This window comes from Brevundimonas sp. (assembly GCF_035998205.1).
Taxonomy (GTDB): domain Bacteria; phylum Pseudomonadota; class Alphaproteobacteria; order Caulobacterales; family Caulobacteraceae; genus Brevundimonas.
The window spans coordinates 201255-222872 of record NZ_DASYHT010000006.1; the positions used below are offsets into that span (position 1 = coordinate 201255).

The window sequence follows — 21618 nt, forward strand, 5'->3', positions numbered from 1 at the left end:
AGATGGAACTGCCTCTCGACTACGCCACGCTCCGCCTGATCTGGTGGGCGCTGCTGGGGGTGCTGCTGATCGGCTTCGCCCTGACCGACGGCTTCGACCTCGGCGTCGGCGCCCTGCTGCCCTTCGTCGCCAAAACCGACGAGGAACGGCGCATGGTGATCAACACCGTCGGCCCGACCTGGGAAGGCAACCAGGTCTGGTTCATCCTCGGCGGCGGCGCGATCTTCGCGGCCTGGCCGTTCGTCTACGCCGTCAGCTTCTCCGGCTTCTACCTGGCCATGTTCCTGGTGCTGGCGGCGCTGATCCTGCGGCCGGTGGCCTTCAAGTACCGCTCCAAGCGCCCCTCGAAGGCGTGGCGCACGACCTGGGACTGGGCGCTGTTCGTCGGCGGGTTCGTGCCGGCCCTGGTGTTCGGCGTGGCGGTCGGCAACGTCCTGCTCGGCGCGCCCTTCCGCCTCGATACGGACCTGCGCTCCTTCTATGAGGGCACGCTGCTGGGCCTGTTCACCCCCTTCAGCCTGGTCTGCGGCCTGCTGTCGGTGGCCATGCTGGTGCTGCACGGCGCGGCCTGGATCGGGGTCAAGGCCGAGCTGGGGCCGGTGCAGGCCCGGGCCCGCGCCTTCGGGGTCGTCGCCGCCCTCGCCGCCCTCATCCTGTTCGCCGTCGGCGGGGCCTTCGTGGCCTGGTCGGGCATGGGCTTCGCCGTCACCGGCGCGCTCGACATGGGCGGGGCGTCCAACCCCCTGCGCACCACCGTGGAGGCCCAGGCCGGCGCCTGGCTGACCAACTACAGCCTCTATCCGTGGATGATGGTGGCGCCGCTGCTCGGCTTCGCCGGTCCGCTGCTGGCGCTCATCGGCCTGACCACCCGGGCGTCGCCTCTGGCCCTGACCGGCTCGTCGATCTCGGCGGTGGGCATCATCTCCACCGTCGGTCTGTCGATGTTCCCCTTCATCCTGCCCAGCTCGATCGATCCGCAGTCGAGCCTGACCGTGTGGAACGCCTCGTCCAGCCACGTGACCCTGTTCATCATGCTGGGGGTGACGATCGTCTTCCTGCCGATCGTGCTGGCCTACACGGCCTGGGTCTACAAGGTCCTGTGGGGCCGGACCTCGACCGCCGACCTCAAGACCAACCCCGACCTGTACTGACCCCCGGAACCAAGGAGACCTGACATGTGGTATTTCGCCTGGATCCTGGGCCTCGGCCTCGCGGTGGCGTTCGGGGTGCTGAACGGCCTGTGGCACGAGTTCCAGCTGTTCGATGAGGGCGACGACGGCGCCTCCAACGCCTTCCCGATCGATCGCGATGCCGTCTGAGGCGGACCTGATCGCCCGCTGGGACGCCCATGCGCCCCGGTACACCAGCTACCCGACGGCGGCGGCGTTCAGCCCCGCCGTCGGGGCGGCCGACTGGCGCGCCGCCCTGGCCGGGCTGAAGCCGGACCGGGGCGTCTCGCTCTATGTCCACCTGCCGTTCTGCAAGCGGCTGTGCTGGTACTGCGGCTGCAACACCCGGGCGGTGAACCGGCGCGAGACGATCGACAGCTATGTCGAGCTGCTGCTGCAGGAGGCCGATCTGGTGGCGGCCGCGGTCCGCGGGCCGCTACGGATCGACCGGCTGCATCTTGGCGGCGGCACGCCCAACATGCTGCCGCCGGAGACCCTGACCCGGCTGGTGCAGGGGCTGGCCGACCGCTTCGACACCTCGCGGCTGATGGAGTTCGCCGCCGAACTGGATCCCGAGGTGCTGACGCCCGAATGGATCGACGCCGCCGGGGCGCTGGGCCTGACCCGCGCCAGCCTCGGCGTGCAGGATCTGTCGCCGCAGGTGCAGGCGGCGGTGAACCGGCCCGAGACCTTCGACACCATCGCCGCGGCGGCCGAAGGGCTGCGCGCCGCCGGGGTGTTCTCGCTCAATCTCGACCTGATGTACGGCCTGCCCCACCAGGGGGTGGCCGAGGTCGAGGCGACCCTGCGGCAGGTGCTGACCCTGCGGCCCGAGCGTCTCGCCCTGTTCGGCTACGCCCATGTGCCGTGGATGAAGCCGCACCAGCGCCTGATCGACGCCGACGCCCTGCCGGGGCCGGAGGCGCGCTTCGCCATGAGCCGGGCGGCCGAGGCGCTGCTGGGGGCGGCCGGCTACCAGACCATCGGCCTCGACCACTTCGCCCTGCCGCACGACGACCTGGCCGCCGCGGCGCGGGCCGGGCGGCTGCAGCGCAACTTCCAGGGCTATACGGCCGACGAGGCCGAGACCCTGATCGGGCTGGGCGCCTCGTCGATCTCGCGCACGCGCGACCTCTATGTGCAGAACGCCCCGGCCGAGCGCGACTGGCGCGCGGCGGTGGGGGAGGGGCGACTGCCGGCCGTGCGGGGCGTGCGCCTGAGCCGGCAGGACCGCTTTGTCGCGGAGGTCATCGCCCGGCTGATGTGCGACCTATCGGTCGACACGGCGGCGGTGGCGCGGCGTCACGGCGCCGATGTGCGCAGCTTCGCCTACGCCTGGCCGACACTGGATCGTCTGGAGGCGGACGGTCTGATCCGGCAGGACGGGGCGAGCGTCACGATTACCCCGCGCGGGCGACCCTTCCTGCGCGCAGCGGCGGCCGCGTTCGACCCGGCGGTGGCCCCGGCGGAGGGACGGCACGCGCGGATTCTCTAGGGACTGGTGTGTGCCGGTCTGGTGTCGAATTGAGCCAGATCAATGCGGTAAGTGGGTCTGCGGCGCAATCAAGCCGCCAACGGCGGCGTCGCATGGGGCGATTTCCTCCGTTGGAGATGTCTCTCATGACTGCCCGCACCCTTCTCCTCGCCACGGCCCTCGCCGTCACCGCCGCCGCCGGGACCGCGCATGCTCAGAGCGCCGAGGCGTGGCGCGCCCCGCAGGCCGGCGACTGGCTGATCAATGGCCGCATCACCCAGGTTGCTCCGACGACGGATGATGGCATCTTCACCTCCGCGGGTGCGGCGAGCGGTCTGGCGGTGGACGTCTCTTCGGATGTGATGCCGACGCTGGGCTTCACCTACTTCTTCACCGACACGATCGCGGTGGAGGCCATCCTCGGGGCGACGCAGCACGAGATCCGCGCCCAGGGCGGGACGACCGACGTGGCGGTGCACGAGACCTGGGTGCTGCCGCCGGTGGTGACGGTGCAGTATCGGCCGCAGATGGAAGGGCGCGTCAGCCCCTACGTCGGCGCCGGGGTCAACGGCATGATCTTCTTCGACGGCGAGGACAAGAACGGCTTCACGGTCGATCTCGACAATGGTCTGGGGCTGGCGCTGCAGGCCGGGGCCGACATCGGGCTGAAGGGGCCGTGGAGCCTGAACGTCGACGTCAAGAAGGTGTGGTTCAACACCGAGGCCACCATCAACGGCGGCACGCTGACCAGCGACGTGGACCTGGATCCGTGGGTGGTGTCGGTCGGGATCGGCCGCCGCTTCTGACGTCAGCTCCCAACCGGATGAAAGGGGCCGTCGGCGCGACCGGCGGCCCCTTTGTCGTGGCCGACGCTCAGCCCCAGGCCCAGGCCGCCAGTCCGGCGTAGAGCGGGATGCCGAGCACGAGGTTGAAGGGGAAGGTGACGGCGAGCGAGGCGGACACATAGACGCCCTCGTCCGCCTCGGGCGCCGCCAGCCGCATGGCGGCGGGGACGGCGATGTAGGAGGCCGAGCCGCACAGGATGGCCAGCAGGGCGGCGTCGCCCTCGCCGAGGCCGACCAGCCGCGCCAGCATGAGCGCCGTGAGGGCCGAGGCGACCGGGAAGCCGATGGCGAAGCCGAGCACCCCGGGGCTGAGCCGGCCGGCGTCGGCCATCAGCCGCCGCGCCGCGGTCAGGCCGAGGTCGAGCAGGAACAGGCACAGGGCGCCCTGGAACAGCGGGCCGACGAACAGGTCGAGCCGCGTCATGCCGGCCTCACCGGAGATCAGGCCGACGACGAAGCTGCCGATCAGCATCACGGCGGCGGCGTTGACGAACACCTCGCGCAGGATGACGCCACGCTCGGCCGCCGAGGGCGCGCCCTTGCCGGCGTTGAGCAGCAGCAGGGCGGTGAGGATCGCCGGCGTCTCCATCATGGCCAGGACGGCGGCCATGTAGCCGCCGGGCTCGACGCCGGTGGCGACCAGATGCTGCTGGCCGGCGGCGAAGGTGACCACCGAGACCGAGCCGTAGGTGGCGGCGAGGGCGGCCAGGGTCGGCTTGTCCAGCCGGGTGATCCGGCGCAGCAGGAAGAAGCCGACGACGGGCATCAGGGCGCTGAAGCCGACGCCGATCAGGGTGGCGAGGCCGAGGTCGGCCGACAGGCCCGCGGCCCGGGCCTCGACGCCGCCTTTGAAGCCGATGCACAGCATCAGATAGAGCGACAGGGTCTTGGACGTCGCTTCCGGCAGCTTCAGGTCCGAGCGCGCCAGCGCGGCGACGACGCCGACGAAGAAGAACAGGATGGCCGGCGAGGTCAGCAGGTCGAGCGCTGCGGGCATGGGGGGCTTTCGATGCGGGGAGGTGGCGCCCCTTGAGCCCGTGCGACACCATGCTCAAGCTGATTGACCTCATGAGCCACATAAGTGATGTTTATGGATGGCCCGCCACCTCGACCTGCAGCTGCTGCGCGCCTTCGTCACCATCGCCGAGTCGGAGAGCTTCACCCGGGCGGCGGCGCAGCTGGGCCTGAGCCAGCCGGCGGTCAGCCTGCAGATGCGCAAGCTAGAGGCCCTGCTGGACCGACGCCTGTTCGACCGCGGCCATGGGGGCGTGGCCCTGACGGTTCAGGGCGGCGACCTGCTGCCCCAGGCGCGGCGGCTGCTGGCGCTGAATGACGAGGTGCTGGCGGGGCTGCGCGAGACCGAGGTCGAGGGCGACGTGCACCTGGGGGCCCCGGAAGACCTGGCCACCACCCACCTGCCGCGCATCATCGGCCGCTTCGCCCAGGCGCACCCGCGGGTCCGCCTGTCGGTGGTGTGCGACTTCACCGCCAATCTGATGACCGCCCTGGCCCAGGGTCGGCTCGACGTGGCCCTGGTCAAGCGCGAGCCGGCGCCGGGGGGCAGCCCGGAAGGGGTGTTCACCGAGCGCCTCGTCTGGGTGGCGCGCGACGCCTACCAGTTCGCCCAGCGGCCGCTGCCGCTGGTCATCGCGCCCTCGCCGGACGCCTATCGCAGCCGGGCGCTGGCGGCGCTGCAGGCGGGCGAGATCAGTTTCCGCGACGCCTTCGTCTCGCCCAGTCTGGCGGGCCAGCAGGCGGCGGTGCGGGCCGGGCTGGGGGTGGCGGCGGTGCCCGCCACCCTGGCCCCGGCGGATCTGGTCATCGACGCCGGCGACCTGCCGCGTCTCGGCGAGGTGGAGATCGCCCTGCTGTTCGCCCGCGGCCGCCAGACCGGCGCGGCCGAGCTGCTGGCGCGCGACGTGCGCGAGGTGATGTCGCGCACGTCGGTCTGAGGTGGGGCCTCAGCGGCCGAGCGGAGTCAGCTCGACCAGCACGACATCGTAGACGTTCATCGGCACCTCCAGCTGCGCCGCGCCGTCGGCGCCGACGCGGATGACCGAGGTCACCGGGGCGTCGGTGGTGAGGGCCTGCAGCTGCGCCAGCTGGTCGGCGTCGAGCCGCTCCGGCCGACCCATCTCAAGGTAGGCCGTATAGGCGTCATTGGCGCGGAAGCCGGTGCGGCGCAGCTCGACCAGCCAGGTTCCGGGCGTCAGGCCCGAGAGGCTGACCGCCAGGGGCGCGGCGGCGGCGGCGGGCCGGACGCGGGTGAAGAAGGGCCGGTTGCTGGTCGGCTGGTCCGGGGCCTCGTAGCGCCAGGCGAGCAGCTGCACCCCGCCGTCGGCGTCACGGGTGGCGATGCTCTGGTCGTCGCCGGTGGCCAGCTCCTGCTCGCCGAGGCGATTGAGATACTTGTAGGCGAACCAGGCCGGCTTGCGGATGCCCTGCGGGTTCATCAGGCCGAAGCCGCCCTCGAACGGCCGGGTCTGCGGGCCCGGCTCCTCGAACAGGTCGCTGTAGGCCCAGTAACTCATGCCCTGGACGTAGCCCTCGCTGCCGCGCAGGCGGGTGAGGATCCACGAGGGGCTGAGGTGGTCGTCATGGACCGGGTCGCGCGGATTGTAGCTGCTGCTCCACTCGGTGAAGTACAGCGGCGTGCCGGGCAGGTGCGACGCCTCGATCCGGGCGCGGCTCTGGCGCACCTCGTCGATGATCGATGTCATCGAGGCGGTCAGCTTGTTGTCGTTCTCGCCGAACTCGTCGAGGAAGCCGCCCTGCACCCCGTAGGCATGGGTGGTGACGAAATCGACGGGCACGTCGTTGGCCTCGGCGTAGGCGAGGAACTCCGGGATCCAGGCGGCGCCGGCGGTCGCGGGTCCGCCGGTGCGCAGGGCCGGATCGATCGCCTTGATGGTCCGCGTCGTCAGCGCATAGTAGTCGAAATAGGCCTGCTGGTCGGCGCGCTCCCAGAAGCCGTCGAGGTTGGGCTCGTTCCAGAACTCGAAGTACCAGGTGCGGACCTCCTCGGCGCCGTAGCGGGCGATCAGGTGGCGCACGAAGGCGTCGATCAGCCCCCGCCACTTGTCCGGCTGCGGGTGCGAGGTGTTGCCCTGCCACCAGAAGATCCGCTGGTCCGAGGTGCGCATCGCCGAGGGGGTGAAGCCGAGCTCGATGTAGGGCGGGATGCCCATGGCGAGCAGCTGGTCGTAGAGATAGTCGATGCGGCTGAAGTCATAGACCGGCTGGCCGTCGACCTCGCGATAGACCCCCAGGTTGTCGTGGAAGATGTCGTGGAAGCGGATGTAGCGGAAGCCGAGCTCGTCGGCCGCGATCCGCAGCTGGGCGAGGCTGTCGTCGCGGATCAGGGTGCCGGGGTAGTCGGAGCCGACCGAGAGCTGGGCCATGCGGTCGCGCGGGCCGATCGGGGCGGCGGCGTCGATGACGAGCGCGCGGGCGGGCAGGGGCGCGGCGGCCGCCTGAGGGGAGTCAGCGGCGGCCGGATGAGCGGCGGCGAGCAGCGCCGCAGCCGCGGCGACGAGCAGGTGACGCATGGATGTCCTCCCGGTCTCCGGCGTCGCGGCCCTGGAAAAACGCGCGCCAGATTGTCATCAAAGGTGATAGCGCTATCATAGGTGAAAATGCCGGAGGGGGAAGCGGCCAATGACGGGCACGATGATCGGCCGGGCGTTCGTGGGGGCGATGGCGGCGCTGGCGCTTGGGACGGCGGGCGGCGCGACGGCGCAGTCGGGGGCTGTCGACGGGGCCGTCGCGACGGGCGTCGTCGCCCTTGACCAGCCGGGCCCGGTGATCGCGCCGGAGGTCTACGGCCACTTCATGGAGCAGCTCGGCTCCGGCATCGACGGCGGCGTCTGGGTCGGCCCGGACTCCGACATCCCGAACATTCGCGGCTATCGCCGGGACGTGGTCGAGGCGCTGCAGGCGCTGGAGGTCCCGGTCGTGCGCTGGCCGGGCGGCTGCTACGCCGACATCTATCACTGGCGCGATGGCATCGGCCCGCGTGAGGCGCGGCCGGTGCGGCTGAACCACTGGTGGGGCGGCGCCGAGGAGGCGCACGCCTTCGGCACCCACGAGTTCTTCGAGTTCGCCGAGCTGATCGGGGCGAAGACCTACCTCAGCCTCAACGTCGGCAGCGGAACCGTGGCCGAGTCCATGGCCTGGATCGAGTACATCACCTCGCCCAGCCGCTCGACCCTGGCCAATGAACGCCGCGCCAACGGGCGCGAGGCCCCGTGGACGATCGACTACCTCGGCATCGGCAACGAGCCGTGGGGATGCGGCGGGCGGATGCGGCCGGAGTACTACGCCGACCTGCTGCGCCACTACGTCGGCTTCGTCACCGGCGGCGGGCAGGATCCGGTGGTGGTGGCGGCGGGACCGGCCGGCGACGACGGAAACTGGACCCGGGTGCTGATGGCGGCGGACGACCACTTCGACGCCCTGGCCCTGCACTACTACACCCTGCCGACCGGCGACTGGACCACCAAGGGACCGGCGATCGGCTTCGGTGAGGACCAGTGGCGCTCGGCCTTCACCCAGACCTACCGGATGGAGGCCCATCTCCAGCTGCACGACGGGCTGATGGACGTCGCCGATCCGGCCGGCGAGAAGATCCTCGCGGTCGATGAGTGGGGCGCCTGGTACGACCCGACGCCGGGCACGCTGCCGGGGGCGCTACAGCAGCAGAACAGCCTGCGCGACGGCCTGCTGGCGGCGGTCAACTTCCACATCTTCCACCGGCATGCGGACCGGGTGCGGCTGGCCAATGTGGCGCAGATGGTCAATGTGCTGCAGTCGGTCCTGCTGACCGACGGCCCGCGCATGGTGCGCACCCCGACCTATCACGCCTTCCACATGTACCGGCCGTTCAAGGGGGCGCAGACCCTGCCGGTCCGGCTCGATACGCCGGCCTATGGCGACCTGCCCGCGGTCGATGTGACGGCGGCGGTGCGCGAGGACGGCGAGGTGGTGGTCGGGCTCGTTCAGCTCGATCCGGGCCGGAGCCGGACGGTGACGCTGCGCATCCCCGGGCTGGGCCCCCGGACGGTGTCCGCGGAGGTGCTCACCGCGGGGCGGATCGACGCCCACAACACGTTCGAGGCTCCCGATGTCGTGCGCGCGCGGGTGTTCGACGGCGCGACCGTCGACGGCGATCAGCTTCGGCTTGTCCTGCCCGCGGGCTCGGTGGTGGTTGTACGGCTGGCGCGCTCCTGATGCCGCGCCCTTGTCAATTCCGTCGGGCGGGCCGAAAGGACCGCCTGAGGGAGACGTCGTCGTCCATGAAAAAGCCGGTTCGCATCGAGGACGTGGCCGCCGCCGCCGGTGTGTCGCCGATGACTGTGTCGCGGGTGATGAACAACACGGCCCGGGTCCGCGCCGAAACCCGCGCGGCGGTGATGGTGGCCGTCGAGCGTCTCGGCTACCGGCCCAACGCCGCCGCGCGCAATCTCGCCCGGGCCGGCGCCGGGCGGATCGGTCTGCTGTACTCGAACCCCAGCCCCGGCTACCTCAGCGCCTTCCTTCTGGGGGCGCTGGATGGGGCCCACCAGGTCGGGGCCCAGCTGCTGCTGGAGAAGTGCGACGCGGATCCGGGCAGCGAACGGGCGGCGCTGGCGCGGCTCGCTGCGGGCGGGGTCGTGGGCGTCATCCTGCCGCCGCCGCACGGCGAGTCCCGGGCGGCGCTGATGGAGCTGGAGGAGCTGGGGCTGGCCGCCGTGGCGGTGGCGCCGGGCCGTTATCGTTCGCGGGTCCCGTCGATCCGCATCGACGATTTCGCCGCCGCCGCCGCAATGACCCGCCGGCTGCTGCAGCTGGGGCACCGGCGCATAGGCTTCATCAAGGGCGCGCCGAACCAGAGCGCCAGCGCCGAACGCCTGCGCGGATTCGAGGCCGAGATGGCGCGCGCCGGCGGTGATGTCGAGGCGCTGATCGAGTCGGGAGAGTTCACCTATCGCTCGGGCTTCGACGCCGCCGAGCGGTTGCTGGGCGCGCCCGGCCGGCCGACCGCCATCTTCGCCTCCAACGACGACATGGCCGCCGCGGCCATCGCCGCCGCGCATCGGCACGGTCTCGAGGTGCCCCGCGACCTCTCGGTCGTCGGCTTCGACGACACGCCGACAGCGTCGGAGATCTGGCCCGCGCTGACGACCATCCGCCAGCCGGTCACCGAGATGGCCCAGATGGCTGTCGCCATGCTGTCCCGCGCGCAGGGCGACAGCGACCCCGACACGGTCAGGATCGATCATCTCGTGACCTGGCGCCTCGTGATCAGGGATTCGGACGGGCCTCCGCCGGGCGGGGCCTGAGGTGAGCGCGGCATCGTCAGCGGTGCTCACGGCCGGCGACTGGCGCTGCGAGGTCCGGCCGGACCTCGGCGGAGCGATCAGCGCCCTGACCCATGGCGCGTCGCCGGTGCTGCGGCCGACACCCGCCGGGACGGTCGAGGTGCTGGAGACGGGGTGCTTCCCGCTGGTCCCCTACGCTAACCGCATCGCCGGCGGCCGGTTCAGCTTCCGGGGGCGGGAGGTGCGGCTGCCGGTGCTGCCGCGCTTCGCGCCGCACGCCCTGCACGGGGACGGCTGGCTGCAGCCGTGGACGGTGGAGGCGCAGACGGCGACGCGGCTGGGTCTTGGCTTTGCCTGGCCGGGCGATCCGGAGGGCTGGCCCTGGCGCTATCGTGCGGTGCAGACCCTGCAGCTGGACGCGGACGGGCTGACGGTGGATCTCGCCCTGACCAATGACGACGCCACGGACATGCCCGGCGGGGTCGGGCTGCATCCCTATTTCGTCCGGCCCGAGGACGCCCGGCTGACGCTGGCCGCCAGCGGCGTCTGGCGCACCGACGCGAGTCTGATCCCCGAGGCCCTGGTCGCGCCGGGCGAGGTGGTCGACTTCGCCGGGGGCGTGGCGCTGGCCGGGCTGCCGCTGGTGGACCACGCCTATGAGGGCTGGGGCGGGGAGGCCCGGCTGGACGGCGGCGGCCGCACCGTCGTGCTGCAGGCCGACCCCGGCGCGCGTCGGGTGCAGGTCTATGCGCCGCCGGGCGAGACCTTCGTCTGTGTCGAGCCGGTCAGCCACCGGCCGGACGCGGTCAATGCGCCGGCCGGGGAGGCCTCGGGCCTGCGGGTGCTGGCCCCGGGCGAGACGATGAGCCTGCGGATGCGTCTGTCCCTCGCGGGCTGAGCCGCGTCAGGCCGCCGGGCGGGCCCGGGCCGGGCCGGACAGGGCCTGTTCGTGCGTCGGCATGGCGGCGACGCCCTCGCGGATGGCGGCCCGCAGCCGGTCGAGACGCAGCTGCAGCTGGTCCAGGGGGATGACGTCGGCGAGGGGGTCGTGCCGCTCGGGCTGCACGCCCTGGCCCAGCAGGACCGCGATCCAGCTGGCCTCCTGGAACAGCTCGTCCTCGAAGCGGAAGATGCGTCCGCGGCTGCGGAACTGGTCGATCTTCTGCTGCAGGGTCTCCGGGATGGTCATCGACCGGACGTGACGCCAGAGGGGCTGATCGTCCCGCTCGGTGGCGTGGTAGTGCAGCACGATGAAGTCGCGCACCCGCTCGAACTCCAGCTGGACCAGCCGGTTGTAGGTGTCGATGTCGGCCTGGGCGAAGGCCGTGTCCGGGAAGTTCAGCAGCAGCCGCGAGATGCCGGTCTGGATCAGGTGGATGCTGGTCGACTCCAGCGGCTCGAGGAAGCCGGCGGCGAGGCCCAGCGCCAGGACGTTGCGGTTCCAGGCCTTGCGGCGCCGGCCGGTGGTGAAGCGCAGGAAGTTGGGGTCGGCTCCGGGCGCGCCATCCAGCAGGCCGCGCAGCCGCGCCTCGGCGGCGTCGTCGGAGATGTACTCGCTGCAGTAGACGTAGCCGTTGCCGGTGCGGTGCTGCAGCGGAATGCGCCAGCGCCAGCCGGCCTCCAGCGCCTGGGCGCGGGTATAGGGCGTCGGGGCCTCCACGCGGGCGCAGGGCATGGCCACGGCGCGGTTGGCCGGCAGCCAGTGCGACCAGTCCTCGTAGCCGGTCTTGAGCGCCCCCTCGATCAGCAGGCCGCGGAAGCCGGAGCAGTCGATGAAGAAGTCGGCGGCCAGTTCACGGCCATCGTCGAGCACGACCGAGGCGACCCGGTCGTCCGGCGGGCCGAGGCGGACGTCGGCGATGCGGCCCTCGTGACGGACCACGCCCTGGCCCTCGGCGCGGGCGCGCAGGAAGCGGGCGTAGAGGCCGGCGTCGAAGTGGAAGGCGTGGGTCATCTGCGACCGGATCGAGCGCGGGTCCCGCTCGGGCCGGGCGAAGCGGCCGGCCTCGGCCGCGATGGTGGTGACCGAATAGTCGTCGAGCCGCCCGCCGAGGCCGTGGGCCTGCAGGCGGAGCCAGTACTGGTGGAAGGCGGCGGCGTCGATGCGCGTGCCGTACTGGCCGAAGGGATGGAAGTAATCCGTACCCTGACGATGCCAGTCGATGAAGCGGATGCCGAGCTTGTAGGTGCCCTGGGTGGCGGCGAGGAAGGTGTCCTCGTCGATGCCCAGCAGCTGGTTGAACAGCTGGATCGGCGGGATGGTGGCCTCGCCGACGCCGACGGTGCCGATCGCCTCGGACTCCACCAGATCGATGCGCACCGTGCCGCGCAGGACGGTGGAGAGGGCGGCGGCGGCCATCCAGCCGGCGGTGCCGCCGCCGACGATCAGAATGGAGCGGAGGGGCGTCGGGGTCATGGTCAGGCGACGTGTCTGCGAGGGCTGAGGAAGTCGGCGTGGGGCGGGACCGTACGGGCCGCGGCGCGGATCAGCTCGGCGAAGCGGCCGGCCTGCTGCTCGACCGCGGCGAGGGGCTCGCGCCCGACCTGGGGGGCGGCCTGTTGCGGCCAGACGCCGAGACCGGTGAAGACGGCGGTCCAGCTGTCCTCGCGGAAGGACTCGTCCTCCAGAAGACTGATCTCACCGCGCGCCCGGAACAGCTCGATCTTGTCGGCGAGGGTGTCCGGCGGCGGGGTGGCCCGGCAGTGCCGCCACAGCTCGCCGTCGTCGCGGCCGGCCAGGTGGTAGTGGAGGATGATGAAGTCGCGCACACGCTCCATCTCGCGGGCGGTGCGGCGGTTGTACTCGCGCGCCAGGGCGGGGCTCATGTCCCGGTCGGGGAAGAGCTCCAGCAGACGGCCGATGCCGGTCTGGATCAGGTTGATGCTGGTCGACTCCAGCGGCTCGAGGAAGCCGGCGGCGAGGCCGACCGCCACGACATTGCCGCGCCAGGCCTCGCGGCGGCGGCCGGCGAGGAAGCGCAGGCGGTTGGGCTCGGCCAGCGGCGCGCCCTCGATCTGACCCAGCAGATCCTCGAGGGCCGCATCGTCGTCGAGGAAGGCGCTGGCGTAGACATGGCCGTTGCCGACCCGGTGCTGCAGCGGGATGCGCCAACGCCAGCCGGCGGGGCGGGCCGCCGAGATGGTGAAGGGCTGCGGCGGCCCGGCGGCCGGGCAGGGCAGGGCCACGGCGCGGTCGCAGGGCAACCAGCGCGACCAGTCCTCATAGCCGGCGGTCAGCGCCTGCTCGATCAGCAGGCCGCGGAAGCCCGAGCAGTCGACGAACAGGTCGCCCTCGATGCAGCGGCCGTCTTCCAGCTCGACCGCGCTGACATGACCGCGGGCGTCCAGCGGGGCGCCGACGATGCGGCCCTCGTGCCGGACCACGCCGCGCGCCTCGGCGAGACCGCGCAGGTGGCGGGCGAACAGGCCGGCGTCGAAGTGGTAGGCGTAGCTGTAGTGCGACAGCACCGAGCGCGGATCGGCGGCCGGCGGGGCGAAGCGCCCCTCGCGGGCCAGAACGGTCGGCACGGACCAAGGGTCGAGGCTGTCGAGGCGGCCGGCGGCGGCGAGCCGGAACAGGGCCTGACGCCAGGGCTGGCCGTTCACCTGCGGGCCATAGTCGCCGAAGCCATGGAAATAGGCGGAGCCCGGGGCCGTCCAGTCGCGGAACTCGATGCCCAGCTTGGCGGTCGCGCCGGTGGCGGTGATGAAGGCGTCCTCGTCGAGGCCAATGGCGGCGTTGAAGGCGCGGATCGGAGGGATGGTGGCCTCGCCCACCCCGACCGTCCCGATGGCCTCGGACTCGACGAGCGCGATCTCCAGCGGCGCGCTGTCGCCACCGGGCAAGCGCGCAGCGGCGAGCGCCGTGGCGGCCATCCAGCCGGCCGTGCCGCCGCCGGCCACGATGACCCGCTTCACACGGCGATCTGTCTCTAGAGCCCCTGTCATGGCACGTCGCCTGACCCCTCCGCGGATCGGCCAAAACCCTTCTGCAACGGGCCTTGTCGCCCATTCAGGCGCATGTTCCGTCCTGCCGCAATGATAGCGCTATCAGAAAATGCTTTCCATCGGTGAAAACTTTCGGCATCGTTCTCAAGCCGAGACGGCGAAGACCGTCATGGCGTTTTTGGGGGAGACGTCGTCCGCGCCGGCCGAGGCCGCGCGGCGACGCTAGAGGGAAGGAACCAGAGGGGTGTCTCGTACTCATCGGAAGCAGCGCGTGGCGCTGTTGTGTGGCGTGTCGGCGATCGGTCTGGCGCTGGCGGCGCCGGCGGCCTTCGCCCAGGACGGCCAGGATCCTGCGGCCACCGAGGTCGAGGAAGTCATCGTCACGGGCATCCGGGCGCAGCTGCGCTCGGCCCAGGAGATCAAGCGGAACTCGGAAGTCATCGTCGACTCCGTGACCGCCGTGGACATCGGCGCCCTGCCGGACCGTTCGGTGTCCGAGGCGCTGCAGCGCATCTCGGGCGTGACCCTGCAGCGGACCAACGCCGCGCGTGACCCGGCCCGTCTGGCGGCCGAAGGCGGCGGCGTGTTCGTGCGCGGCCTGTCCTGGGTCCGCTCGGAGACCAACGGCCGCGACATCTTCTCGGCCTCCTCGGGCCGTGGCCTGAGCTTCGAGGACGTGTCGGCCGACCTGCTGGCCGGCGTCGATGTCTACAAGAACGTCGCCGCCAACATGATCGAGGGCGGCATCGCCGGCACGATCAACCTGCGCACCCGCGTGCCATTCGACAACAGCGGGCGGCTGCTGGCGATCAACACCGACTACAATTACGGCGACCTGTCGGAAGAGGGCTTCTGGTCGGGCAGCGCCATCGCGTCGGACCGCTGGATGACCGGCATCGGCGAGATCGGCCTTCTGGCCAATCTCAGCGTCTCGAACGTCGGCAACCGCACGGACTCGATCGCGGTCGACCGCTACGACCCGGTGACCCTGACCTCGGCGACCGCCGATGGCACCGGCCAGGCCGGCCAGACGGTGTTCGTGCCCAAGTACCTGGGCTGGCGGACCATCGACTGGGAGCAGGAGCGCACGGCGATCGCCTTCGCCGCCCAGTGGGCCCCGAACGCCGACTGGCTGTTCACCCTGCAGGCGCTGGGCTCGCAGGCCGACGCCTACAACGTCGAGTACACGCTGGGCACCGAGAGCGTCCTGAACGTCAACTCGAGCTACACCTACGACAGCACGGGCGTGTTCGTCGGCGGCGACATCCCGCAGGCGAACTACAACACCAACACCCGGATCGGCGACGACACCAAGCGGACCGGCGACGTGTCGCTGGGCTTCCGCTGGACGCCGGACTCGCCGTGGTCGGTGAGCGGCGACCTGCAGTACGTCCGCTCGACCGCCGAGATCTACTCGATGACCGCCTTCACGCAGCTGGCCAACCGGCCCGACCTGCGCATCGACATCGGCGGCGACCTGCCGACCATCACCTCGACCGGCGGCACCATCGAGGACAAGTCCGCCTACTGGTGGGCGGCGGCCATGGACCACATCGAGGATAACGAGGCTGACGCCCTGGCGGGCCGTGTCGACGTGACCTACGACTTCGGCGACGACCGCTTCATCCGCAGCGTCTCGGCCGGCGTGCGCGCCACCGAGAAGGACTACATCAACCGCCAGACCGGCTATAACTGGGGCCTGCTGTCGAACCAGTACTGGGGCAATGGCGGCGGCGCGGTGGTCTATCTGGACGACACCGGCTTCCCGGGCGGGACCCAGGATCCGCGCCTGCCGGAGTCGACCACCTTCTACGCCTTCGACAACTTCTTCCGCGGCGACGCCAATGTCCCGGGGACGGGCTGGTTCGCCTCGGAGGCGCTGCTCAACCAGGGCACGGCCTACGCCTATGACATCCTGCGCAACACGCTGAGCTCGGGCTGGGGCTGGTCGCCGCTGTCGGATGACTACGAGAGCTATCGCCTGGGCGGCGGCAACGGCGGCATCACCGAGCTGACCGAGTCGACCGAGGCCGCCTATGTCTACGCCCGCTTCGGCCACGACACCGGCTTCTTCGGCCGCGCCTTCGACGGCAACATCGGCCTGCGCTACGTCGAGACCACGACCGAGACCAACACGGTCACGACCCTGCCGGTCATCCAGGGGCAGTGCCCGCCGGCCGGCGGCGGTGTGGCGGACTGCACCGCCTTCAACCGCGCGCAGCAGTTCGCCAGCGGCGGCTCTCTGGACGGCCAGCCGGTCAGCACCAGCTATGACAACTGGCTGCCGAGCCTGAACATCCGCGCCTTCCTGCGCGATGATCTGCAGCTGCGTCTGGCGGCGTCGAAGGCCATCGTGCGGCCGGAGATGTACCAGCTGCAGCCCTTCACCAACCTGTCGATCAACTTCCTGACCGACGGCTACACGCTGGATCCGACGACGCCGTTCACCGGGGTCGGCGGCAACCCTGCGCTCGAGCCGATCAAGTCCAACAACTATGACGCCAGCCTGGAGTGGTACTTCGCCCCGACCGGCAGCGTGACGCTGGCCGTGTTCCACAAGGACATCAGCGACTACATCTTCACCGGCACCGAGACGGTGGAGATCACCAACGGCGGGGTGACCTATCCCTTCCTGATGACGCGCTACGTCAACGGGGACGAGGGCACGGTCGACGGCTTCGAGCTGGCCTATCAGCAGTTCTTCGACTTCCTGCCCGGCTGGATGGGCGGCTTCGGCTTCCAGGGCAACTTCACCCTGATCGAGTCCGACGGCGGCCGGAACACCAGCCAGAACATCCTCGATCCGCTGCAGAACGACGGGGCCGCCGCGGGCACCCTGCCGCTCGAGGGCATGTCGCGCACCAGCTACAATGCGGCGCTGCTCTACGAGCGGAACGGCATCTCGGCGCGCCTCGCCTACAACTGGCGCGAGGAGTACCTGCTGACCACCTCGGCGGCGAACATCAACGCCCCGGTCTGGGCCAGCGACTTCGGCCAGCTGGACGGGTCGATCTTCTACAACATCAACGATGACCTGAAGATCGGCATCCAGTCGACCAACATCCTCAACGAGCGGACCGTGCTCAAGGTCGGCAGTGAGACCCGCAAGCCCAACTACAACTGGGTGGATACGGACCGTCGCGTCGCCATCGTGCTGCGCGCCGCCTTCTGACGACTCCCCGAGACCCGGGGGCGGGTTCGCCCGCCCCCGGACCTCCCTGACTGTTTCGGAGCCGGCCATGTCCTTTCGGCCCGCCCGGCGGATGCTCGCCGCGGCCTTCACGCTGGCGGCGGCCCTGCTGTCGCTGTCCGTCCTTCCCGCCCCGACCGCCGCCCAGACGCGGGGCGAGCCCATTCCGCGGTTTGAAACCCGGGACGGGCGCCATGCGCTGATCGTCGATGGCGCGCCGTTCCTGATCCTCGGGGCCCAGGTCAACAACTCCACCAACTACCCGGCCCCGCTGGCCGAGGCCTGGCCGGCGATCCACGAGATCGGGGCCAATACGGTCCAGGTCCCGATCGCCTGGCAGCAGATCGAGCCGGTCGAGGGCCGCTTCGACTTCAGCTTCGTCGACCACCTCGTGGCCGAGGCGCGCCGTAACGAGGTGCGGCTGGTGATCCTGTGGTTCGCCACCTGGAAGAACACCTCGCCCAGCTATGCGCCCGACTGGGTCAAGCTGAACGAGGACCGGTTCCCCAAGCTGATCCAGCGGGACGGCAGCCGGTCCTACGCCCTGTCGCCCTTCGGCGCGCAGACCCGCGCCGCTGACGCCCGCGCCTTCGCCGCCCTGATGCGCCACATCCGCCGGATCGACGAGGCGCATCGCACGGTCATCATGGTCCAGCCGCAGAACGAGGTCGGCACCTACGGCTCGGTGCGGGACTATTCGCCGACGGCCGAGGCGGCCTTCCGGTCGGCGCCGCCGGAGGCGTTGATGGCGCGCACGGGCCGCCGCGGCGCGACCTGGGCGGAGGCCTTCGGCGAGGAGGCGGAAGAGTTCTTCCACGCCTGGGCCATCGCCTCTTACGTCAATGCCGTGGCCGAGGCCGGCAAGGCCGAGTACCCGCTGCCGATGTACGCCAATGCGGCCCTGCCGGACCCGTACGAGCGCACCTCGCCGACCAACTACGCCTCGGGCGGGCCGGTGTGGCCGGTGTTCGACGTGTGGAAGGTCGCGGCGCCGGCGATCGATATGCTGACGCCGGACATCTACAACCGCGACTCCCGCACCTTCGAGGGCCACCTCGACCGCTACGCCCGCCCGGACAACGGCCTGTTCGTGTCGGAGGCCGGGAACGACGGAGTCTACGCCCGCTATGTGTTCTCGACCCTCGGCCGGGGCGGCATCGGCTACTCGCCGTTCGGCATCGACTACACCGGCTACGCCAACTATCCGCTCGGCGCGCCCGAGGTGACGCCCGAGGTGCTGCGGCCGCTGCGCGAGATCTACGCCCTGGTGGCTCCGTGGCAGCGCGTCTGGGCGCGGCTGGCCTTCGAGGGCCGGGTGCGCGGCGTGGCCGAGCCTGACGACCGCAGCAGCCAGACCATGGAGCTGGGTGACTGGACCATCCGCGTCCACTACCGCCGCTGGCAGTTCGGGCAGCCGGACTGGACCTGGCTGGGCCCGCTGGCCGAGGTGCCGGGTCGCGAACAGCCGGGCGGCGGGGCCCTCGTGGCCGAGATCGCGCCGGGCGAGTTCCTCGTCACCGCGCGTCAGGCCCGCATCGAGTTCGAGCCGAAGCCGGGCGGTCCGCGCCGTATCGTGCTGCGCTACGAGCAGGGCCACTTCGACGCCGAGGGCCGCTGGGTGTTCGAGCGCATCTGGAACGGCGACCAGACCGACTATGGCGTCAACTTCATGAACCGTCCGCAGCTGCTGCGGGTGGTCACCGCCACCTTCTGATCCTTCAACTTTCGACGAGCGAGCGCCCCTGATGACTTCCGCCCTGGCCCGCCGCCTGCTTCTGGCTTCCGCCCTCGCCTTCGCGCCCCTCACTGCGGTCGCCGCCGCGCCTGGGCCCGCCGCGCCGGTGCAGCAGGCCGCCGCCTATGAGCGCACCGACGCCGGGATCATCGTCACGCCGCAGGACGGCGCGGCGCGCCGGGTGCGGCTGCAGGTCTACGGGCCGGACATCATCCGCGTCACCGCCGTGGCCGGATCGGACTTCACCCTGCCGCCGAGCCTGCAGGTGGTGGCCCGGCCGTCGACCGAGACCCCCTTCCGGGTCGAGGTGCGCGACGATGTGGTGGTCCTGCGCACGGCGGCGGCGGCGGCCGAGGTGTCGCGCGTCACCGGCGCGGTGCGCTTCCTCGACGCGGCCGGCCGCGAGATCCTGGCGGAGCGGCCGGGCGCGCGGGAGCTGAGCCCGACGATCGTCGAGGACCAGGACGGCCAGCACGCCTTCCGCAGCCTGCGCCAGATCTGGGAGAGCCCGGCGGACGAGTCCTTCTACGGGCTGGGCCAGCACCAGCAGGGGGTGATGGACTACAAGGGTCACGACGTCCTGCTGACCCAGCACAACATCGATTCCGGCATTCCGTTCGTCGTCTCCAGCCGCAACTACGGCCTGCTCTGGGACAACAACTCCCTGACCCGGTTCGGCGACCCGCGGCCCTATGGCCACCTGACCGAGCGGCTGATCGTGCGCGACAGCAGCGGCGCCTTCGGCGGCCTGACCGCCAGCTACTACGAGAACGGCGAGCTGCGGCTGCAGCGGCCGGAGGGGCAGGTGAACTACGAGTTCATCCGTGATCACCAGGGCTGGCCGCCCGGCTTCAAGGCCCAGCCCGGGGCCCCGGTGCAGACGGGCGACATGGGCCGGCCGGGCCAGGAGGGGGTGACGGTCACCTGGGAAGGCACGATCGAGACCCCGACCGCCGGCCTGCACAAGTTCAAGCTCTACTCGTCCGGCTACACCAAGGTGTGGATCGACGGCCAGCTGGTCGAGGACAACTGGCGTCAGAACTGGAACCCGTTCGACCACGACTTCCAGGTCCAGCTGGAGGCCAACCGGCGCGTGCCGATCCGCATCGAATGGATCCCCCAGGACGGCTACATCGCCCTGCGCCACCTCGACCCGCTGCCGGCGCAGGACCAGGGCGCGCTGAGCCTGGCGTCCGAGGTCGGCCACGCCATCGACTACTACTTCATGGCGGCGGACAATCTGGACGGTGTCGTGGCCGACTATCGCGCCCTGACCGGCAAGTCGGTGATGCTGCCGCGCTGGGCCTACGGCTTCTGGCAGAGCCGCCAGCGCTATTCGACCCAGGAAGAGATCGTCGGCGTGGTGCGGCGCTATCGCGAGCTGGGACTGCCGATCGACAATATCGTGCAGGACTGGTTCTACTGGCCGGAGAACGCCTGGGGCAGCCACGAATTCGACGCGGCCCGCTTCCCCGATCCAGCGCAGATGGTGCGTGACATCCACGCGATGGACGCCAACGTCATCATCTCGGTCTGGCCGAAGTTCTATCCCACGACGGACCACTACAAGGAGCTGGATGCGATCGGCGGCATGTATCGCCGCAACGTCGAGGTCGGGGCGCGCGACTGGGTCGGCCCGGGCTACGCCAACAGCTTCTACGACCCCTATCTGCCGGCGGCGGCGGAGCTCTACTGGAACCAGATCTCCGACAGCTTCCGGGGCATGAACTTCGACGGCTGGTGGCTGGATTCGGTCGAGCCGGACATGCACTCCAACCTCGACATCCCGGAGCGGACCCTGCGCATGGGGCCGACCGCGATCGGGCCGGCGGCCGAGTACTTCAACAGCTATCCGCTGGTGAACGCCGAGAATGTCTATCGCCGCTTCCGCGAGGAGCTGGGCGGACGCCGCAGCTACATCCTGACCCGCGCCGCCTGGGGCGGCCTGCAGCGCACGGGCTCGACCCTGTGGTCGGGAGACGTGGTGGCGCGCTGGGACAATCTGAATGACCAGATTTCGGCCGGTCTGAACACCAGCCTGTCCGGGGTGCCGAACTGGACCCACGACATCGGCGGCTTCTCGGTCGAGGCGCGCTATTCCAATCCGGCGGGGATGACCCCGGAGGATGCGGCGGAGTGGCTGGAGCTGAACCTGCGCTGGTTCCAGTTCGGGGCCTGGTCGCCGATCTTCCGCTCGCACGGGGAGTTCCCGCTACGCGAGGTCTATAACCTCGCCGAACCGGGCACGGAGGCCTATGGCGCCTTCGAGGACGCCATGCGCGTGCGCTACCGGGTCATGCCGTACATCTACAGCCTGGCCGGGGACACCTGGCGGCGCGACGGCACCATCATGCGGGCGCTGGTGATGGACTTCCCGGGCGATCGCGCGGTGCGGGACATCAACGACCAGTACATGTTCGGCCCGGCCCTGATGGTGGCGCCGGTGACGGCCTACCGGGCCCGCGAGCGTGAAGTCTACTTCCCGGCCGGCGGCGCCTGGTACGACCTGCGCAGCGGCGCGACCTACGCCGGCGGCAGCCGCGTCACCGTGCCGGCGCCGATGGGGACCATTCCGGTGTTCGCCCGCGCCGGGGCCATCCTGCCGACCGGTCAGGACATCCAGCACACCGGCCAGATGAAGGACGGGCCGCTGACCCTGGTGGTCTACGCCGGGGCCGATGGCAGCTTCGAGCTCTACGAGGACGCCGGGCTGGACTACGGCTATGAGACGGGGGCCTTCGCCGTCACGCCGATCCGCTGGGACAACGCCCGCGGGGTGCTGACGATCGGCGATCGCGCCGGCGCCTGGCCGGGCATGGCGGCGCAGCGCACCGTGAATGTCCGCTTCATCGACGGTCCCGGCGCCTCGGCCGTTGATCCGGAGGCGACGCCGCATCGCACGGTGGTCTATGAGGGACGCCAGATCGAAGTCCGCCGCTAGAGTCTCCGGAGTCCCAC

15 protein-coding genes are annotated in these 21618 nt (G+C 70.9%); 11 read left to right on the top strand and 4 right to left on the bottom strand.

Annotated elements, in window-relative coordinates; genetic code table 11:
* Positions 1-2 precede the first annotated feature (2 nt).
* From cydB to VGN74_RS10980, 4 genes are all read left to right on the top strand, one after another.
* Positions 3-1151, top strand: a complete 1149-nt coding sequence (gene cydB, locus VGN74_RS10965) for a cytochrome d ubiquinol oxidase subunit II (protein ID WP_327448094.1) — start codon at positions 3-5, stop codon at positions 1149-1151.
* Positions 1152-1175: 24 nt separating this feature from the next.
* Complete coding sequence (gene cydX / locus VGN74_RS10970; RefSeq protein ID WP_327448096.1) at positions 1176-1319, top strand: cytochrome bd-I oxidase subunit CydX; 144 nt, start codon at positions 1176-1178, stop codon at positions 1317-1319.
* Positions 1309-2664 carry an oxygen-independent coproporphyrinogen III oxidase gene (gene hemN / locus VGN74_RS10975; protein WP_327448098.1) on the top strand — a complete coding sequence of 452 codons (1356 nt, stop codon included), beginning with the start codon at positions 1309-1311 and terminating at the stop codon, positions 2662-2664. Before cydX ends, hemN begins: the two co-directional genes overlap by 11 nt.
* Positions 2665-2789: 125 nt before the next feature.
* Positions 2790-3449, top strand: coding sequence for an OmpW/AlkL family protein (locus VGN74_RS10980; protein ID WP_414643551.1), 660 nt, complete (start codon positions 2790-2792; stop codon positions 3447-3449).
* A 67-nt stretch (positions 3450-3516) separates the two neighbouring features.
* Here the strand turns inward: VGN74_RS10980 and VGN74_RS10985 are convergent, their stop codons facing one another.
* Positions 3517-4485, bottom strand: coding sequence for a sodium-dependent bicarbonate transport family permease (locus VGN74_RS10985; RefSeq protein WP_327448102.1), 969 nt, complete (start codon positions 4483-4485; stop codon positions 3517-3519).
* A gap of 97 nt (positions 4486-4582) precedes the next feature.
* Between VGN74_RS10985 and VGN74_RS10990 the strand changes: the two genes are divergently transcribed.
* Complete coding sequence (locus VGN74_RS10990) at positions 4583-5440, top strand: LysR substrate-binding domain-containing protein (protein ID WP_327448104.1); 858 nt, start codon at positions 4583-4585, stop codon at positions 5438-5440.
* A 9-nt stretch (positions 5441-5449) separates the two neighbouring features.
* On the opposite strand, the gene VGN74_RS10995 is transcribed toward VGN74_RS10990, so the two are convergent.
* Positions 5450-7036 (bottom strand): GH39 family glycosyl hydrolase, encoded by a 1587-nt coding sequence (locus VGN74_RS10995; RefSeq protein WP_327448105.1) that lies wholly within the window; start codon positions 7034-7036, stop codon positions 5450-5452.
* A 109-nt stretch (positions 7037-7145) separates the two neighbouring features.
* Here VGN74_RS10995 and VGN74_RS11000 point away from each other — a divergent pair, with 109 nt between their 5' ends.
* From VGN74_RS11000 to VGN74_RS11010, 3 genes are all read left to right on the top strand, one after another.
* On the top strand, positions 7146-8717 hold the full coding sequence (locus tag VGN74_RS11000) for an alpha-N-arabinofuranosidase (protein ID WP_327448107.1): 1572 nt from the start codon (positions 7146-7148) through the stop codon (positions 8715-8717).
* Positions 8718-8782: 65 nt separating this feature from the next.
* Complete coding sequence (locus VGN74_RS11005) at positions 8783-9808, top strand: LacI family DNA-binding transcriptional regulator (protein ID WP_327448109.1); 1026 nt, start codon at positions 8783-8785, stop codon at positions 9806-9808.
* A 1-nt stretch (position 9809) separates the two neighbouring features.
* The gene (locus VGN74_RS11010; RefSeq protein WP_327448111.1) at positions 9810-10685 is read left to right on the top strand and encodes an aldose 1-epimerase; all 876 of its coding nucleotides are present in this window, start codon (positions 9810-9812) and stop codon (positions 10683-10685) included.
* Positions 10686-10691: 6 nt separating this feature from the next.
* Here the strand turns inward: VGN74_RS11010 and VGN74_RS11015 are convergent, their stop codons facing one another.
* Together VGN74_RS11015 and VGN74_RS11020 are read right to left on the bottom strand one after the other, a co-directional pair.
* Entirely contained in the window at positions 10692-12203 is a 1512-nt protein-coding gene (locus VGN74_RS11015) for a tryptophan halogenase family protein (protein WP_327448113.1), read from the bottom strand.
* Between the two features lie 2 nt (positions 12204-12205).
* Positions 12206-13705 (bottom strand): tryptophan halogenase family protein, encoded by a 1500-nt coding sequence (locus VGN74_RS11020; RefSeq protein ID WP_327448115.1) that lies wholly within the window; start codon positions 13703-13705, stop codon positions 12206-12208.
* Positions 13706-14006: 301 nt separating this feature from the next.
* On the opposite strand from VGN74_RS11020, the gene VGN74_RS11025 reads away from it, so the two are divergent.
* From VGN74_RS11025 to VGN74_RS11035, 3 genes are all read left to right on the top strand, one after another.
* On the top strand, positions 14007-16907 hold the full coding sequence (locus VGN74_RS11025) for a TonB-dependent receptor (RefSeq protein ID WP_327448117.1): 2901 nt from the start codon (positions 14007-14009) through the stop codon (positions 16905-16907).
* Positions 16908-16974: 67 nt separating this feature from the next.
* The gene (locus tag VGN74_RS11030; protein WP_327448119.1) at positions 16975-18639 is read left to right on the top strand and encodes a DUF5597 domain-containing protein; all 1665 of its coding nucleotides are present in this window, start codon (positions 16975-16977) and stop codon (positions 18637-18639) included.
* A 31-nt stretch (positions 18640-18670) separates the two neighbouring features.
* Positions 18671-21601 (top strand): TIM-barrel domain-containing protein, encoded by a 2931-nt coding sequence (locus VGN74_RS11035; protein ID WP_327448121.1) that lies wholly within the window; start codon positions 18671-18673, stop codon positions 21599-21601.
* Positions 21602-21618 lie beyond the last annotated feature (17 nt).